Origin of the sequence: Streptomyces sp. NPDC096132 (assembly GCF_044763345.1) — a bacterium.
In the GTDB taxonomy this organism is placed as follows: Bacteria; Actinomycetota; Actinomycetes; order Streptomycetales; family Streptomycetaceae; genus Streptomyces.
On record NZ_JBIWGA010000035.1, the window covers coordinates 1 to 16931 of the forward strand.

General features: G+C 71.8%; 14 protein-coding genes. 4 read left to right on the forward strand and 10 right to left on the reverse strand.

The genetic code is table 11. The features are described from left to right. Positions 1 to 85 precede the first annotated feature (85 nt). The 3 genes from ACIRF9_RS45505 to ACIRF9_RS45515 form a co-directional block, all read right to left on the reverse strand. A complete protein-coding gene (locus tag ACIRF9_RS45505) occupies positions 86 to 1132 on the reverse strand; it encodes a glycosyltransferase family 2 protein (protein WP_403835416.1) in 1047 nt (348 codons plus the stop codon). Beyond that, entirely contained in the window at positions 1129 to 1959 is an 831-nt protein-coding gene (locus ACIRF9_RS45510) for a glycosyltransferase family 2 protein (protein ID WP_403835419.1), read from the reverse strand. Before ACIRF9_RS45510 ends, ACIRF9_RS45505 begins: the two co-directional genes overlap by 4 nt. Positions 1960 to 2454: 495 nt before the next feature. Further along, on the reverse strand, positions 2455 to 3663 hold the full coding sequence (locus ACIRF9_RS45515; protein ID WP_403835421.1) for a S8 family peptidase: 1209 nt from the start codon (positions 3661 to 3663) through the stop codon (positions 2455 to 2457). Positions 3664 to 3978: 315 nt separating this feature from the next. On the opposite strand from ACIRF9_RS45515, the gene ACIRF9_RS45520 reads away from it, so the two are divergent. Next, positions 3979 to 4785, forward strand: a complete 807-nt coding sequence (locus ACIRF9_RS45520; protein WP_403835423.1) for an SGNH/GDSL hydrolase family protein — start codon at positions 3979 to 3981, stop codon at positions 4783 to 4785. Position 4786: 1 nt separating this feature from the next. Here the strand turns inward: ACIRF9_RS45520 and ACIRF9_RS45525 are convergent, their stop codons facing one another. The 4 genes from ACIRF9_RS45525 to ACIRF9_RS45540 all read right to left on the reverse strand — a co-directional run bounded on the left by ACIRF9_RS45525 (position 4787) and on the right by ACIRF9_RS45540 (position 11704). Then, positions 4787 to 6418, reverse strand: a complete 1632-nt coding sequence (locus ACIRF9_RS45525; protein WP_403835426.1) for a serine/threonine-protein kinase — start codon at positions 6416 to 6418, stop codon at positions 4787 to 4789. 60 nt (positions 6419 to 6478) lie between these two features. Then, on the reverse strand, positions 6479 to 8284 hold the full coding sequence (locus ACIRF9_RS45530; RefSeq protein ID WP_403835428.1) for a nickel transporter: 1806 nt from the start codon (positions 8282 to 8284) through the stop codon (positions 6479 to 6481). After that, positions 8281 to 10002 carry a tetratricopeptide repeat protein gene (locus ACIRF9_RS45535; protein WP_403835431.1) on the reverse strand — a complete coding sequence of 574 codons (1722 nt, stop codon included), beginning with the start codon at positions 10000 to 10002 and terminating at the stop codon, positions 8281 to 8283. The genes ACIRF9_RS45530 and ACIRF9_RS45535 overlap by 4 nt, the downstream gene beginning before the upstream one ends. Before the next feature lie 178 nt (positions 10003 to 10180). Next, entirely contained in the window at positions 10181 to 11704 is a 1524-nt protein-coding gene (locus ACIRF9_RS45540; RefSeq protein WP_403835434.1) for a DUF4331 domain-containing protein, read from the reverse strand. Between the two features lie 212 nt (positions 11705 to 11916). Between ACIRF9_RS45540 and ACIRF9_RS45545 the strand changes: the two genes are divergently transcribed. From ACIRF9_RS45545 to ACIRF9_RS45555, 3 genes are all read left to right on the forward strand, one after another. Further along, the gene (locus ACIRF9_RS45545; RefSeq protein WP_403835437.1) at positions 11917 to 12459 is read left to right on the forward strand and encodes a sigma-70 family RNA polymerase sigma factor; all 543 of its coding nucleotides are present in this window, start codon (positions 11917 to 11919) and stop codon (positions 12457 to 12459) included. Continuing rightward, positions 12456 to 13277, forward strand: a complete 822-nt coding sequence (locus ACIRF9_RS45550; protein WP_403835439.1) for an anti-sigma factor domain-containing protein — start codon at positions 12456 to 12458, stop codon at positions 13275 to 13277. Before ACIRF9_RS45545 ends, ACIRF9_RS45550 begins: the two co-directional genes overlap by 4 nt. A gap of 126 nt (positions 13278 to 13403) precedes the next feature. Further along, positions 13404 to 13673, forward strand: coding sequence for a hypothetical protein (locus tag ACIRF9_RS45555; RefSeq protein WP_403835442.1), 270 nt, complete (start codon positions 13404 to 13406; stop codon positions 13671 to 13673). A gap of 250 nt (positions 13674 to 13923) precedes the next feature. Here ACIRF9_RS45555 and ACIRF9_RS45560 read toward each other — a convergent pair whose 3' ends face one another. From ACIRF9_RS45560 to ACIRF9_RS45570, 3 genes are read right to left on the reverse strand one after another with little or no spacing between them, the layout of a single operon-like run. After that, complete coding sequence (locus ACIRF9_RS45560; RefSeq protein ID WP_403835444.1) at positions 13924 to 15120, reverse strand: CaiB/BaiF CoA transferase family protein; 1197 nt, start codon at positions 15118 to 15120, stop codon at positions 13924 to 13926. A gap of 33 nt (positions 15121 to 15153) precedes the next feature. Beyond that, entirely contained in the window at positions 15154 to 15936 is a 783-nt protein-coding gene (locus tag ACIRF9_RS45565) for an ABC transporter permease (protein WP_403835447.1), read from the reverse strand. Next, positions 15933 to 16877 carry an ATP-binding cassette domain-containing protein gene (locus ACIRF9_RS45570; protein ID WP_403835450.1) on the reverse strand — a complete coding sequence of 315 codons (945 nt, stop codon included), beginning with the start codon at positions 16875 to 16877 and terminating at the stop codon, positions 15933 to 15935. Before ACIRF9_RS45570 ends, ACIRF9_RS45565 begins: the two co-directional genes overlap by 4 nt. Positions 16878 to 16931: the final 54 nt, after the last annotated feature.

Here is a 16931-nt window from a genome sequence, read left to right on the forward strand (position 1 = left end):
AGGTCAACGTCCTCTACGCCATCCTGCGTGACCGACACCCCTACGAGGCCCGGCCAACTCTTCGCCTCGTGGCTTGACTTCAGCATTAGGCAGCGACCTCCTCGCCCGGTGCGGACCCCGGCGCGGGCGGCGCCGAACCCGGTGCCGTACCCGGTACGTCCCCGAGCCGTACGACCTCGAACGTGGTGCCGTTCCTGCGCGCCCGCACGCTCCCGACGACGTACCCCCCGGCCGCCGTCAGCACCCCCGCGACGATCGCGCCCGCCCGTCCGGCCCCGCCGGGCCGGGCCAGCACCAGGTCGCGCAGACCGCGCAGCACACCGGCGGGCAGCACCCGGGTGGTGTACCGGCGTTCGGCCTCCAGGCCCTTGTCGATGCCCACGCTGCGCGCGACGAGTGCCTTGGACAGGCCCTCGGCGTAGGTGCGGGTGCGGAAGTAGCCGAAGTGCTCGCGCGCCTCGGGCACCTTGTGGTGGATCACCGCGCGGTCGTCGACCAGCAGGATCGCGTCGGGTCTCGCATGGCTGAGCCGGATGCACAGCTCCGTCTCCTCGCCGCCCATCGGCCGTTTGCTGCCGTCGCGCCCGATGCCGCTGGCGAAGCCGCCCGCGATGTCGAAGGCGGTACGCCGGAAGGAGGCGTTCCCGCCGAGGATGTTGCGCACCCGGACCCGGCCGGGCGGCAGGCCCCGGTAGGAGCAGCCCACCACCCAGTCGAACTCCTCGGGGAACCAGTCGGGCCGCCGGCCCGAGGACCAGACGGGCTCGCACCGGCCGCCCACGGCCATCACCCGGGGGTCGGAGTACGGGTCGGCGAAGCGGCGCAGCCAGTCCCGTTCCGCGACGGCGTCGTCGTCGAGGAACGCGATGACCTCGCCGCACGAGGCGGCGATGCCGGTGTTGCGGCCCGCCGACAGCCCGCGCGGGCCCGCGTTGGGCAGCACCCGTACCTCGTCGTCCTCCTTGTACTCCCGGTCCAGCCGGTCCAGGAGAGCCGGGTTGTGGTCGACGACGACCAGGGTCTCCAGGGCCGGGTGGGTCTGGGCGCGCACCGAGGCGACCGCCGCGAGGATGTCCGCCCAGCGGTCCTCGGTGTAGACGCAGATGACGACGGAAATGCCGAGCTCGCTCAAGACACCTCTCCCCGGACCGAGTCGAGCAGGGGAGAGCGCCGGCCGGCGCGGCGCAGGGCGCGCCGGTTGGAGCGCTCCTTGAGGATCACCCGCAGGACGCGCAGCCCGTCGCGCACGGCGCGCAGGTTGCTCACGCCGTGGATGCGCAGGTACTCGTGGCTGGGGATCTCCTGCACCTTCAGCCCGGCCTTGACGACCCGGATGTTCATCAGGGTCTCCACCTCGAAGCCCGTGCAGTCCAGCTCGATCTTGTCCAGGCAGTGCCGCCAGAACGCGTTGTAGCCGTAGCACAGGTCGGTGTACCGGGCGCCGAACTTGCGGTTGACGACCGCGCACAGCACCCGGTTGCCCAGCCACCGGATGAAGGTCATGTCGTCGGTGCCGCCGCCGTTGGCGAAGCGGGAGCCCTTGGCGAAGTCCGCGCCGGAGACCAGCGCGGAGACGTACGACACGATCTCGTTGCCGTCTGCCGAGCCGTCGGCGTCGACCATCACGATGATGTCGCCGCTGCACGCCTCGAATCCGGTGATCAGGGCGTCGCCCTTGCCGCGGCCCTGCTGTCCGACGACCTTGACGCCGGGCCACAGTTCACGGGCGACCTCGACGGTGTCGTCGGTGGAGTTGCCGTCGACCAGCACCACTTCGTGGATCCAGTCCGGCAGGGTCTTGAAGACGTACGGAAGGTTCTCGGCCTCGTTCATCGCGGGGATGACCACGCTCACCGGTGGCGCGATGGCCAGGTGGGATGAGATCGGCCGGTACTTGCCGGAGGTCGACGGAGCCTCGTGATCCTGGCCCGATGTCGCCGGCTGCAGAACGGAACTCATGAGTCTGGTCCCTCTCGTCCGGTGGGCCGCCCGCCCCTGGGCGGCCCGGATCCACGTCCGGTTCGAAAGGGGGGTTCCTCACCCATGGCGGACTGGTCTCCGCCGCATGCCGGAGTGGCCTCCGCGCATGACGGGTGAGCTGGCAAAACTGAGCCGGCCACCGGCGAAAGACGGCAGCCGACCGCGCGGCACGGCCCGGTCACCCATGTGGTCACCGAGCACGGCACCCCCCTACCGCGCTCTCGCCCCGGATGCCGTCGCGGTCCCTGAGCCCTCCCCTGGAGCCGTTGCCGACGGTCCGCTGCGAGTGAGATGTATGACGGTATTGATGATTACGCCCGGATGGCAAGCCCTTGACGCCCCTCTCACCTTTTTGTTCGTTTGACCGTTACAGAATGATGCGTCCCGTTGGCAGGAAGGGAAAAAAGTGATCCCCGGAGGCAGCGGGCGCCTCCGGGGAACGGGTCGTTCAGTGCCGCGTCAGCGACACGGGTGTCACGGAACCAGCTTCAGCAGCCGGTTCGGGGAGCCGGTGCCCGCGCTGGTGACCACACCGGTGGTCGCGCCGGCCGTCAGGGCCGAGGCGACCTGGGCCGGGGTGGCCGAGGTGTGGCCCGCCAGGTAGACCGCGGCCGCGCCCGCGACGTGCGGGGTCGCCATCGACGTACCGGAGATGGTGTTGGTCGCGGTGTCGCTGGTGTACCAGCCCGCCGTGATGGAGGAGCCGGGGGCGAAGGTGTCCAGGACCGAGCCGTAGTTGGAGTAGCTGGCCTTGGCGTCGGTGCTGGTGGTGGCGCCGACGGTGATCGCGGCGGAGACGCGGGCCGGGGAGTACGAGGAGGCGTTGGCGCTGCTGTTGCCCGCCGCGACCGCGTAGGTCACTCCGCTGGCGATGGAGTTGGCGACCGCGGTGTCGAGCGAGGTGGAGGCGGAGCCGCCGAGGGACATGTTGGCGACCGAGGGGCCGGAGTGGTTCGCGGTCACCCAGTCGATGCCCGCGATCACGCCCGCCGTGGTGCCGGAGCCGCTGTTGTTGAGCACCCGCACCGCCACGATGTTGGCCTTCTTGGCGACGCCGTAGGTGGAGCCCGCGATGGTGGTGGCCACATGGGTGCCGTGGCCGTTGCCGTCGGAGGCGGTGGTGTCGCCGTCGACGGCGTCGTAGCCGTAGGAGGCGCGACCGCTGATCTGTGAGTGGGTGATGCGGACGCCGGTGTCGATGACGTACGCCGTGACGCCGCTGCCGGCGGTGTCCGGGTAGGTGTACGTGCCGGACAGGGGAAGCGCGGCCTGGTCGATGCGGTCCAGGCCCCAGGGGGCGCTCGACTGCGTGGTGTCGGCCAGCTGCACGGTCTGGTCCTGCTCCACGCCGGCCACCGCCGGGTCGGCGGCCAGTCTCCGGGCCTCGGCGGCGGAGAGGGTGGCGGAGTAGCCGTTCAGCGCGGAGGTGAAGGTCTTCTTCACCGACCCGCCGTACTCCTTGATGAGGTCCTTGCCGGTCGTCGAGGACGCCTTGAAGCCGGCCTGCGACTTCAGGGTGACGATGTAGCTGTCCTTGACGGCGGTGGGGGAGTTCGCCGCGAGGACCTTGCCCTCGGCCGGGGCGGCCTGGGCGGGGAGGGCGGTGAGTCCGCCGACGAGGGCGGCGGCGGCCGCCACGGTGGCGGCGGCTGTCCGGACCTTGGTGCTACGCAGTTGTGCCATTACGAGGGAGTCCTCCTCTAGGCAGCGTGCGCCTGGGTGGGGCGCACGGCTGTGGGGGGTGCGCGCGACGGGGCGCGCACAGCCTCGAACGTCGCGTTCCGCTCTCGGCCGAGGTAAAGCCTCCGTCATCTACGTGCGTAGAACAAGGGAGTTGAGGAGCTGTCAACAAGCTTGACATGGGCACGTAACAAGAAGGGCGGGAACGATCTCTGAACGATCCCGGTAGGAGTCGAAAAGTCTTGGCATGGACACTTCCCGTCAACACGCGTAGTTGCTACGACGGTTGTGGCAGAGATCCTGCTAAAGGGAGGTTCCATGAGACGTTCCCGACTTGTCGTATTCGTCAGCTCACTCCTCCTCGCCGCAGGCGCCGCCCTCACCGGGGCGACCGCCGCGCACGCGTCCCAACTCGCCGCGACCGGCGGCTATGTGGCGCTCGGCGACTCCTACTCCTCCGGCGTCGGCGCCGGCGGCTACATCAGCTCCAGCGGCAGCTGCAAGCGCAGCACCAAGGCGTACCCGTACCTCTGGAACGCCGTCCACGCACCCGCCTCGTTCACCTTCGCGGCCTGCTCGGGCGCCCGAACGGATGATGTTCTGGCGGGTCAGCTCGGCGGCCTCAACTCCGCCACCGGCCTCGTCTCGATCAGCGTCGGCGGCAACGACGCCGGCTTCGCCGACGTCATGACGACCTGCGTCACCAGCTCCGACAGCACGTGCGTCAACCGCATCAACACCGCCAGGGCGTACGTCGACTCGACCCTCCCCGCCAAGCTCGACACCGTCTACTCGACGATCCGCTCCAAGGCCCCGAACGCCAGGGTCGTCGTCCTCGGCTACCCCCGCTTCTACAAGCTGGGCACCGTCTGCCTAGGCCTGTCCGAGACCAAGCGCTCCGCCATCAACAACGCGGCCGACTACCTCGACGCCGCCGTCGCCCGGCGCGCCGCCGCCCACGGCTTCGTCTTCGGCGACGTCCGTACGACGTTCAGCGGCCACGAGATCTGCTCCGGCGGCTCCTGGCTGCACAGCCTCAACCTGCTCAACATCGGCGAGTCCTACCACCCGACCGCGTCCGGCCAGTCGGGTGGCTATCTGCCGGTTCTGAACAGCGCGGCCTGACCTATTCGTAGTTCCCGGAGGCCGAGGCCGAGGGCGAGGAGGAGGTCCCGGTCGACGGGGCCTCCGACTCACAGGTCACCGAGAACGGCACGTAGTTGGACGTCGTGCTCACCGGATCGCGTACCTCGACACCGATCGAGTTCTGGTACGTCCCGCTCCCCGCGTACGTCGACACGACCACCCTGTCCTGCTTCGACTTCCCGCCGCCCGAGGGGAACTCCAGCGTCTTCCAGGTCTGGCCGGACAGATCGTCGTCCTTCGACACCCAGCGATAGGACACCGTCGCGGGCAGCCGCCCCACCGTGATCGTGGCCGTGAAGGCCGGCGCCGAGGCGTTCGGCGGCGGACACGAGCCGCTGTACTCCGTCCGGGCGCCGGTGACGGTCACGGCGACGGTCTGCGCCGGAGCGGCGGACGGCGAGCTCTTGTCGGGGCTCGCGGAGGGAGTCGACGGCTCGCTGGACTCCTGCTGCGTCGGCGCCGGACTCAGGCCCTGCGTCTGGCTGCTGGTGACCCCGCCGGTGCCGCCCTTGTCGTCGTCGCCCCGGTTCAGCAGCCCGTACGTCAGCCCGGCGACCGCCAGCGCGAGGACGACGACCCCGGTCACGAACACCGCGCCGCTGCGCCGGTTGCGTTCCGGCTCCTCCCGGGTGGGGCCGGTCGTCGTCCACGGCGGGGAGGGCGGCGGCGCCTCCTGGCGGAAGGGCTCGACGGGGGTCGGCGGCGTCGAGACGGTCGGCGCGTAGGGCGCGTACGGCACCGAACGGACCGTGCCCGACCGCGAGCTCCCTCCCCCGGAGGGGGTACCCCCGGTAGCGACGAGCCGCAGATCCTGCTCGGCCTGCTCCGCCGGAAGCCGATCGGCCGGGTCCTTGCGCAACAGCCCCTCGATCACGGGCGCCAGCGCACCGGCCCGCTGCGGCGGCGGCAGCTCCTCGTCGACGATCGCGCGCAGGGTGCTCAGCGGGGTGTCGTGACGGAAGGGGGAGTTCCCCTCGACCGCGGCGTACAGCAGCACGCCCAGTGACCACAGGTCCGACTCGGGCCCCGGCGTACGCCCCAGGGCGCGCTCCGGCGCGAGGAACTCGGGGGAGCCGATGACCTCGCCGGTCATGGTCAGCGCGGAGGTGCCCTCGACCGTCGCGATGCCGAAGTCGGTGAGCACCACCCGGCCGTCGTTCGACATCAGCACGTTGGCCGGCTTCACGTCCCGGTGCAGCACCCCCGCCTCGTGCGCGGCCCGCAGGGCGGACAGCACCTCGGCGCCGATGTAGGCGGCCCGCGCCGGCTCCAGCGGACCCTCGGCGTCCAGCAGCTCGGCGAGGGAGATCCCGCGCACGATCTCCATGACGATCCACGGCCGCCCGTCCTGCATGGCCACGTCATACACCGTGACGACGTTCCGGTTCGCGACCCGGGCCGCGGCCCAGGCCTCCCGCTCCAGTCGGGCGTACATCCGTTCGACGTCCGAGGCGGCCAGCCCGTGCGGGGCGCGCACCTCCTTGACGGCGACCTCGCGGCCCAGCACCTCGTCAAGGGCCCGCCACACCGTCCCCATACCGCCCTCGCCTAGCGGGGACAGCAGACGGTAGCGGCCCGCGATCAGACGTTCACGGCCCGGTTCTTCGGACACCGCGTCCCCCATTCGCACATCGCATCCGGGCGAAAACCTCCGCAACTCCACAAACGTAGCTCAGGCGAGTACGGATGCGGCCCCCTTGAGCACCAGTCCGGCTCCGAGAGCCACGACCACCAGCGCCGACCACAGGGGCAGACTCCGCTGGACGAGCGCCACCACGGGCCTGCTCGTCCAGCGCGGGCGCCGGTCCAGGAGACGAGTCGCCCCGGCCCCCAGCCTGACCACGGCGAACCCGGCCGCCGTGAGCGTCAGCGCGAGTCCGACGCCGTACGCGACGACGAGCAGCAGCCCGAACCAGGCGTGGCCCAGCGCCGCCGCGCCGACGAGCACCACCACGGCGGAGGGGCTGGGGACCATGCCGCCGGCGAAGCCGAGCAGGATCGTGCCGCGGAGGGTGGGGGCGACGGCATGGGTGTGGGTGTGCCCGCCGTGGGTGTGGGTGTGTCCACCGTGGGAGTGGGAGTGGGAGTGGGAGTGGGCGTGCTCGTGGTCGTGGTCGTGAGTGTGTTCGGGGTGGTGGTCGTGCTCGTGACCGTGCGGGGTGTGGGTGTGCGCCGGGGCCTTCGTGAGGCCGTGCGGGTGGCCGGCGGGGGCGCCGGTGAGGACCAGCCGGCGGTCGGCGGTGGGGGAGTGGTCGTGATCGTGGGGGTGGGAGTGCGCTTGGTCGTGGGAGTGACCGTGGTCGTCGTCGGGGCCGTGGGAGTGACCGTGGTCGTCGTCGGGGCCGTGGGAGTGACCGTGGTCGTCGTCGGGGCCGTGGGTGTGGCTGTGGCCGCCGTGGCTGTGGGTGTGGCCGTGCCCACCGTGGCTGTGTCCGTGCCCGTGTCCCCGGTTGTGCCAGGCCCGGCGTACGAGGGTCAGGCCCGCGAAGAGGACCAGCGCGCCGCTGGCCAGGCCCAGCCAGGCGATCACCGAGGGTGCCGCGGCCGAACCGGCGGTGACGAGCAGGCCGAGCGCGACCACACCAAGGGTGTGGGTGATGGTGACCGACGCGGCCAGCGGCAGGACGTCCTTCATCCGTGCCCTGCCGCCGCGGGCGGCCGCCGTCGCGGCCATGATGGTCTTGCCGTGGCCCGGCGCGACCGCGTGCATCGCGCCGAGGAAGACGGCGACCACCAGGGCCAGCGCGGCGAAGCCGATCGTGAGGTCCTGCCGGGCGACGAGGCTGTCCAGGGCCCGTGTCCAGCGGTCGGCGCCGCGGGGCAGCACCGACGCGGCGGGCGCGTCCCGGTCCTCCTCGACGAGCGCCGCGCCGCCGGGGCGCACCTTCAGCGCGGCGGTCGCGGTGTCGGCCGGCGAGGAGAGCAGCTCCTTGGGGTACGTGGTCAGCTCGTCCGAGATCGACTTCTCCGGTACGTCGGACGTCGTGAGCGTCGTCCGGTCGCCGCGCGCGGTGATCTCCCGCCAGCCGGGGCCGGTGGACGCGCCCGCGCTGTGGAAGGAGAGGGAGAGCGTGTCCTTCTCGGGCAGGTCCGCCGTCAGCCGGCACTCCACCCGGAGGGTGTCGAGACCGGCCTGACCGGGCCGCAGCACCGCCTTGCTGCTGCCCGCCGTGAGGGAGACGGCACGGCCGTCCACCGTGAGTTCGCTGCCGCTCGCGGCCGTGGCGCAGCGCTGCCGGGCCCACTCGGTCATGCCGAGCCGCTCGATGTCCGGCTTGGCCTGGGTCGCGGGGATCTCGGCGAGGTCCTCGACGTGGTCGACGCGCAGTTGTCCGGGGGCGGTGACGAGACCGTCGTAGCGGTTGACGGTGAAGTTGCCGAGGGGGTGCGCGCTCGCGCTGGTGGAAGGAGCCAGCGCGAGCGCGACGCCGGCCGTGAACACGGCCGCGCAGGAGGCGAACAGACGACGGGTTTTCACTTGTCCGCCTCCAGCGTCTTGAGTGCCGTACGGGCCTCGCGGGCGCCCAGCGGGGAGAAGCCGGGGTTCAGCTTCAACGCGGCCGAGAGGTGGGTACGGGCGTCGTCCGGGTGACCGGTGGCGTTCTCGATCACACCGCGGTGGTAGAGGAAGCTCGCGTTGCGGTAGCCGGTGGCCGTGGCCTGCCGGGCGTAGGTGAGGGCCTCGGCGTCCTTGCCGTTGACGTGCAGGGCCCAGGCGAGGGCGTCCGCCGTGTGCACGGTGTGCCGGCGGGCCCAGTCGGCGCGGGCCGCGCGCAGGGCCGTCGCCCTGTCCCCGTGGTCGGCGGCGGCGAGCGCGGTGTCGAGGTCGGCGTTGACGCCGTTGGCGCGGGCGATCGCGGTCCAGGCGTCGACGAGGGTGTACTGGTCCTCGGCCTTCTCCGCGTCGCCCCGCGCGCCCCGGGCCTCGTACAGCTCGCCGAGGGCGACGAGCGGGCCGGGGAGCGGATAGCGGGCGACGACGGCCTCCAGGCCCTTGATCGCCTCGGCCTGCTGCCCGCTCGCGGCCTGGGCGCGGGCCCTTCCCTCCAGCGCCGGGAGGTAGGTGTCGTCGGCGGCGAGGGCGCGGGCGTAGTGGGTGAGGGCCTCGTCGTACTCGCCCTGGTTCCAGGCGAGCTGGCCGAGCTGGGTGGCCACGTAGGCGATGTCGCCGGGGGACGTGGACGCGGAGAGCGCCCGGTCGAGGACGCGGCGGGCGGTGGTGACGTCGCCGCGCAGTTCGTGGACGTACGCGTAGCGGGTGAACACCGGGACGCCCGGGCGTCGTTCGTCCGCGAGGTTCACGGCCTTCTCGGCGTCGTCGTAGCGGCCGAGTTCGACCAGGGCGTCGACGCGGGAGCACAGGGCGCGTTCGTTGTAGGGGTTCTGCGTCAGGGCGCCGTCGGCGTACTTCAGCGCGCCCGCGAAGTCGTGGCGGGCGGCGGCGAGCGCGGCCCGGCCGGCCAGCGCCTGGTCGTTGTCCGCGCGCAGCGAGAGGGAGCGCTTCAGGGCCTGCTCGGCCTGGGGGTAGCGGGAGGGGTCGCCCTTGGTGCGGGCCTGCTCGACGTAGGCGAGTCCCAGGGTGGCCCAGCTGCCGAAGTCCTTCGGCTGGGCGCGGAGATGGGTCTGGAGCGCGGCGATGCTCGTGTCGAGGTCGCCGCTCGCGAGGAGTCCGGGGGACACGGCGGCGGCGGTCGCCACGTGGGGGACCGGTCCGTCCCGCAGGGCGCCGATCGCGATCGCCCCGGCGGTGAGTCCCAACGCCAGCATGGCGGCGCAGGCGCCCAGTTGGACGCGCCGCCAGCGACGGCCGGCGGCGGCGACCCGGCGTACGGCGGCCACCCGGGCGTCGGCCTCGTCGGTGCTGAGGCCGGCCGCCTCCAGGGCCTCGGTGGCCTCGGTGTGCTCCTCGGCGAAGGCGTCCTCGGAGTCGGCGTCGGAGCCGGAGGCGCCCACGAAACCGGGGTCGGTGTCGATGTCGGAGTGTGCGCCGGTGTCGGCGTCAGCGCCGGAGTGGGCGGCGGTGTCGGCACCGGAGCAGGTGTGCGAGCCGGAGTCGGTGGCCGGGGCGAGGTCGGCCTCGTCCCGGTCCGCCCCGCTCTTCCGCAGGTCCAGGTCCGCCACGGTGGCGCCCTCGGACGCCGGTCCGGAATCCGGCCGCTCGTGCTCCGGTTCGCCGTCGTTCGTACGCGGGGACATGCCCTCTCCTAGGTCGCCTGGGGTGGATCGGCCTGCGGGGGTGGGGGGATGTGGGGTGGCGCGGCCCGCGCCGTGGGGGATGAGTACGCGGGCCGCGCCAGTTCGTGGGGGGAGAGGAGGCGGGCCGGGGAGCGCAGGATTCTCCCCAGCCCACCGGGCGATGGGTCCGGCCGGTGCCTCAGTGGCGGCGGTACGACGGACGCTGCATCCGGCGCCACCACATCAGGGCACCGCCGATGAGGAGGATGCCCGCGGCGCCGGCGCCCGCGGACGCGGCGATCAGCGGGGTGTTCTCGGAGGTGGCGGTCAGGCCGTCGCCGAGGGCGCTCTTGGTGTCGGCGCCGGTCTTGACGGTCTTGCCACGCGAACCGGCGGTCGGCAGGGCGACGTACGGGAAGTAGTTCTCGAACTTCTTGTCGTTCTTGTCGACCGCGTCACCGAGGTCGTTCTTGGCACCGAGCAGCTCACCCTCGACGACCTGCAGCGAGGCGTCGATCACGTCGTCGGTGAGGCGGCGTCCGTTCGGGAAGCCCGCGGTGTCGCCGTCGAGCACGCCGAGCCGCTTGGGGCTCTTCGCCGGCTTGATGGAGGTGTTGAGGCGCAGTTCCTCGGACGGCGTCACGTACGGCGGCTGGTTGAGGTCCTTGACGCCCTTGAGGAACACGTCGACCAGGTCGTTGCGCGGCTCGGCCGGCGCCTTGACCTTGAAGATAGCCTCGATGAGCTTGGGCAGCTCGGGGTTGGTGACGTTCTTCAGGAACTGGGCGTCGTCCTTCGGCTTGGACGCGTTGAACTTGTCCTTGTCCTTGATCGGGTTGACGACCTCGTTGACCAGCGGGTTGCCGAGGCGGGAGACCTGCTCGTAGTAGCCCTGCGAGTTCTCGCGCTGGATGGTCGACCACATACCGACGATCGGCTGCTTCTCCGACTCGGTGATCAGGTCGTTCGGCACCTGCAGGGCGATGGTGTTGACGTTGTAGCCCTTGAGGGTGTCCCGGCCGGTCTCGGAGAAGTCACCGCCGTACAGCAGGTCGAAGACGCGCAGGTCGGCGAAGAACGGGTCGTCGGCCTGGCCGGCGAACGTCTTGGCGCCGTTGGACAGCTTGTAGATCGCCTGGTCGCGCAGCTTGGAGTACTTCGGCATCGAGGCCTTGCCCACGTTGGACGGCGCCACCGGCACATCGTCCGCGAGCTTGGTCTCGTGCTCGACCTTGCCGTCCTTCTCCTTGATCAGGGTCAGGTCGTAGGTCTGGGTGACGTTCAGGTCGGGGTCGTCCAGGCTCTCGACCACACCGGTGTTGTAGAGGAAGGACTTCCGGTTCTTCACGTTCGTCTTGAACGTGTAGCGGAAGACCAGCTCCTCCTTGGCGTCGCCGTTGTTGTCGATGCGGATGTCGTACTGCGCGTCCTCGGCGAACTGGTAGAAGTTCGGACCGCCACCGGGCTCCTCGAACGGGATCACGTTCGCGATGATCGTCGTCGTGTCCGGGTGGTCCGGGCTGACGAACGCGTAGAAGTCGGTGTTGTCGTACTGCGGGGTCCCCGAGATCAGGGGCGCCTCGCGGTGGCTGGAGGCGTTCGCCGTCCCGGGCGCCAGAACAGCGACGCCGGCGGCGGTGAGCCCCCCGGCGGCGAGCGCCCCACAAATGAGAGTCGCGACGCCCTTGCGCCCCGAGCCGCTGTTGGAGATAGCTGCAGTCATGCCGTCCTGCCGTCCGTCCTCTGTGCCAACTTGCCTGACGGACAGTGATACGGAGCAGACGGCCGATCGGATTGGTCGAAAACAAAAAACTTTTTTTCGCTGCTCGACCCGCGTTTCGGGCCAGTTGATCCGTACCCCATCCGGAGGTGTGTCCGTTGCGAATGCCTGGTGTGACGGGGCGGCCCGGGTGTGGCCGCGGAGAGGGGGACCGGATGGAGGCGGACGAGCTGCTGGTGCTCGTCGCGGGGGGCGACCAGAGGGCATTCGAGCAGTTGTACGGACTGGTGGCCGGACCGGTGTTCGGACTCGTACGCCGGGTCGTGCGCGACCCCGCCCAGTCGGAGGAGGTCGCCCAGGAGGTGCTCCTGGAGGCCTGGCGCTCCGCCGGCCGCTACGACCCCGGCCGGGGCAGCGCCCTGTCCTGGATCCTCACCCTCGCCCACCGCCGCGCCGTCGACCGGGTGCGCAGCGCCCGCGCGGCCAGCGACCGCGAGCAGCGCGAGGCCCGGCGCTACCACGACCCCGCCTTCGACCAGGTGGCGGAGGAGGTCGAGGCGGGCCTGGAACGCCAGCTGGTCCGCCGGTGTCTCGACCGGCTGACGGCCCTTCAGCGGCAGTCCGTCACCCTCGCCTACTACGACGGCTACACGTACCGTGAGGTTGCCGAGCGGCTGAAGCTGCCGCTGGGCACCGTGAAGACCCGGATGCGCGACGGACTCACGCGGCTGCGCGACTGCTTGGGAGGTGTCGCGTGAGCGTCCTCGGTTCACTGTTCCGCCGGGAGGACCTGCACTCGCTGGCCGCCCCCTACGCCCTCGACGCCCTCGAGCCCGACGAGCGCCGCCGCTTCGAGAAGCACCTCAAGGGCTGCGACCGCTGTGCCGCCGAGGTGCGCGAGCTGGCGGAGGACGCCGTCCGGCTCGCCTGGTCCCAGGCCGCCCCGCCGCCGGCCGCGATGCGCGACCGGGTGCTGGCCGCCGTACGCGCCACCCCGCAGGAGCCGGAGCGTGCGCCGGTACGGGAGTACGAGCCCCGACTGCCCCCACACGTCTGGGGCACGCCGCCGGCGCCGGGACGCTCCCGTGCGCCCCGCGCGCGCCGCCCCCTGTTCGTGCCGTTCGCCACGGTCACCGCCGCCGCGGCCCTCGTCGTCGCCTCGCTCTTCGCCGTCCAGGCCAACCGCACCCAGGACCAGCTGAACGCGGAGCGCGCCCAGGCACGTGAGATCGCCCACGTTCTCGCAGCTCCGGACGCGCGTGCGAACACCGGCACCGACGCGGAGGGCCGAAGTATCGGAGTAATCGCTTCCGCATCCGAGGGGGAGGCGATCGTCACCTTGAGCGGATACGGAGATCTGCCCGGCGGACAGGTGCACCAGCTCTGGCTCATGCGCCCCGACGTGCAACCACGCTCCCTCGGGCTCTTCGACGGCGACACGCCCTTGGTCGCGACCGGTCTCGACAAGACGTCGACATCACTCGCTGTGACCGTCGAGCCCGACGGTGGATCAGCTCAGCCCACCAGCCAGCCGGTTGTCCAACTCACCCTGAAATCGGTCGGATTCGGAGAGTGATCGAAGAGGGTACGTCAACCTCCTTACGGGGAAGGTGATTCCTGTGAGCTCGATACACGCGTGCCCGGTTGGGGCGATAGGGTTACCCTGCCCGGGCCGGGTGGACTCGTACGGGTGGGGAGTGACATGGAACAGATAACGATGCGCAGCAGGGCGAGGGTCCCTGCGATCACCTGCGGGAGCACGGCGACCAGTTCGCGGCTCGACCGCCATCTCTCGGTGCTGGCGGGCCCCGCCATACCGCAACGGGAGACGGTCGAGGCGACCTCGCTCATGCTGGAACTGACCGCGCGTGAGCCCGCCCACGAGCGCGACTCCAGGCGGACGGCCCGCGTCTCGCTGTTCGCGCCGCTGCGCCGACTGCGCCGCTCGCTGTTCGGCGGACACAAGCACTGAGCCCCGCGCCGAGGACCTGTCCGGCCGATCATGTCGCAGGCGCGGGGTGTGGCACGCGCTCCCCCAGAGGGGGGACCCCCAGCCGCGTTGTCGTCGGTCCCCGACTCCCCCACTCTCGACCTCGCTCGAGCGGGGGGACCCCCATCGCGTCGACTCCCTCCTCCGCCTTGCACCTGCACGCACCACACCCCGCTCACCGGCACCACCCAGCCACCGCCGCTCTCCTGCGACCTGATCGGCCGGACAGGTCCTAGAGGGCCACACCGTCCCGGCGCAGCGCTGCGATCTCGTCGTCCGTCATCCCCGCGGCACGCAGCAGCGCTTCGGTGTGCTCCCCGAGCGCGGGCACGTCCCCCATGCTCGCCTCCGGCCCGCCCGGCAGTGTGATCGGAGGCAGCAGCGCCCGCAACGGCCCGGCCGGCGACCCCACTTCCCGCCACCGCTCCCGGGCCGTCAGCTGTGGATGCTCCGCCAGTTCCCGCAGATCCCTCAGGCGTGCGCACGCGATGCCCGCGCCTTCGAGACGCGCCAGCGCCTCCTCGGTGTCCAGCACGCCGAGCGCCTTCGCCACCAGCGCGTCCGTGCGCTCCCGGTTCGTCACCCGTGCCGCGTTCGTGGCGTACGCCGGATCGGTCCCCAACTCCGGCCGTCCGACCACCTGTTCGGCCAGCCGCCGCCACTCCCGGTCGTTCTGCACCGACAGCAGCACCCGCCCGCCGTCGGCCGTGGCATAGGCGTCGTAGGGCGCGATCACGGCGTGCGCGAGACCGGTGCGCTCCGGGGGAGTGCCCCCGTGGATCGTGTGGTGCAGCGGATGCCCCATCCACTCGGCCAGGGCCTCCAGCATCGACACCTCCACCGGCCCGCCCCGCCCGGTCGTGCCCCGCCGCACCAGCGCCGCCAGCACCCCCGAGAAGGCGTACATGGCCGCCGCGATGTCCGCCGCCGGGATCCCCGCCTTCACCGGCTGCTCCGGCGTGCCGGTCACCGACACCAGCCCCGCCTCGCACTGCACGAGCATGTCGTACGCCCGTTTGTCCGCGTACGGGCCCTCGGCGCCGTACCCGGAGATGTCCACGGCGACCAGCCGGGGATGCGCCGCGCACAGCGTGGCCGCGTCCAGGCCCAGCCGGGCCGCCGCCCCCTGCGCGAGGTTCTGCACGAACACGTCCGCGTCCGCGACCAGCCGCCGTACGACGTCCAGTCCGCGCGGGTCCTTCAGATCGAGCGCGATGGACTCCTTGCCCCGGTTGCACCACACGAAGTGCGAGGCGAGACCGCGGGCGGCGGTGTCGTAGCCGCGCGCGAAGTCGCCGCCGTCGATCCGCTCCACCTTGATGACCCGGGCGCCGAGATCGGCGAGCTGACGGGTGGCGAAGGGGGCCGCGACGGCCTGTTCGACGGCGACGACGGTGATGCCCTCCAGGGGCGGCGGGAGCTGGTCCATGGGGTGGATCATGGCTCCCGCCCGATGGGTTTGTCATGCACGGGGGTGTGCGTGGTGCCGCACGGCGAGCGGCGCGAACACCGCGATCAGGACCGCACACCAGAGCAGCGACCCCGCGACCGGATGTGCCACCGGCCAGGCGGCCCCCTCGGGGACGGGCGCGTCGCCGAACAGGTCCCGCAGGGCCGTCGTCACCGCGCTGATCGGGTTCCACTCGGCGAGCGTGCGCAGCCAGCCCGGCAGGTTGTCCGTCGGGATGTAGGCGTTGGACAGCAGCGGCAGCATGAAGGTCGCGCTGCCCAGCTGGCCGGCCGCCTCCTCGCTGCGGGAGAGCAGCCCGAGGAGGATGCCGGCCCAGGTGCAGGCGAACCGGAACAGCAGCAACAGGCCCACCGCGCCGAGCGCCGCCGGCCAGGACCCCTCCACGCGCCAGCCGACCGCGAGGCCCACCAGCAGGAACGGGACGGTGCCGGCCGCCGTGACCACGAGGTCGGCGAGCGCCTGCCCCAGCGGCACCGCCGCCCGGCTGATCGGCAGGGTGCGCAGCCGGTCCGTCACACCCCGGTGGACGTCCTGCGCCGCCTGGAACATCCCGGTCATGATCCCGTTGGCGGCGGTCGCCACCAGCAGACCCGGCACCAGGAAGGAGCGGTACTCGGCGCCGGGCATCGCCAGCGCGCTGCCGAAGACGTAGCCGAAGAACAGCAGCATCGTGATCGGCATGGTCTGGGTCAGGATCGCGAGCGCCGGGTTGTTGCGGACGCGCAGGAGCTGCCGGCCCAGCATGGCCGTGCCGTCGTACGTCAGCGTGCTCATGCCGCCATCTCCTGGTCCCCGGTCAGCCGGAGGAACACGTCGTCGAGGGTGGGTGGCCTCAGGCTCGCGTCGAGCAACGGCACGCCCGCCGCGTCGAGTTCGCGGACCAGGCGGGGCAGGGTGAGTGTGGTGTCACGGGTGACCGCGCCGACCGCGTTGCGGCCGGGGTCGAACGACGGTTCGGCGCCGGTGAGCCGGTCGAGGACCGCGGCGGCCTTCGTCAGTTCCTCCCGGTCCGCGACGACCACTTCGGCGTAGGAGCCGATGAGCGTCTTGAGGTGGGCCGGGGAACCGGTGTGGGCGACCCGGCCCCGGTCCACCAGGGCGATGTCGTCGGCGAGCTGGTCCGCCTCCTCCAGGTACTGGGTGGTCAGCAGGACCGTCGTGCCGTCCTCCTTCAGCTCGCGGACGGCCGCCCAGATGCCGTTGCGGGAGGCAGGGTCGAGGCCCGTGGTCGGTTCGTCGAGGAAGAGGACCGCGGGGCGGCGGATCAGGCTCGCGGCGAGGTCGAGCCGGCGGCGCATACCGCCCGACCAGGTCGAGGCGGGGCGGTCGGCGGCCTCGGTGAGGCCGAAACGGGCGAGGAGGTCGTCGGCGCGCCCGGCCGGGCCCCGCACCCGGTGCAGCCGGGCGAAGAGGCGCAGGTTCTGGCGGCCGGTGAGGTCCCCGTCGACCGACGCGTACTGCCCGGTGACGCCGATCGCCCGCCGTACGGCCGCCGCCTCCCGGACCAGGTCGTGGCCCGCGACCCTGGCGGACCCCGCGTCCGGGCGCAGCAGCGTCGTCAGCAGCCGTACCGCCGTCGTCTTGCCCGCCCCGTTCGGCCCGAGGATCCCGCAGACCGTGCCCTGCGGCACGGCCAGGTCCAGGCCCCGCAGGGCACGCACCGCGCCGAAGCGCTTCTCCAGGCCTTCACTAAGTACAGCGTACGTAGTAGTCATGCGGCGACCATAGCGCACTACGTACGGTGTACGTAACTACGATGGTGGGCGAGG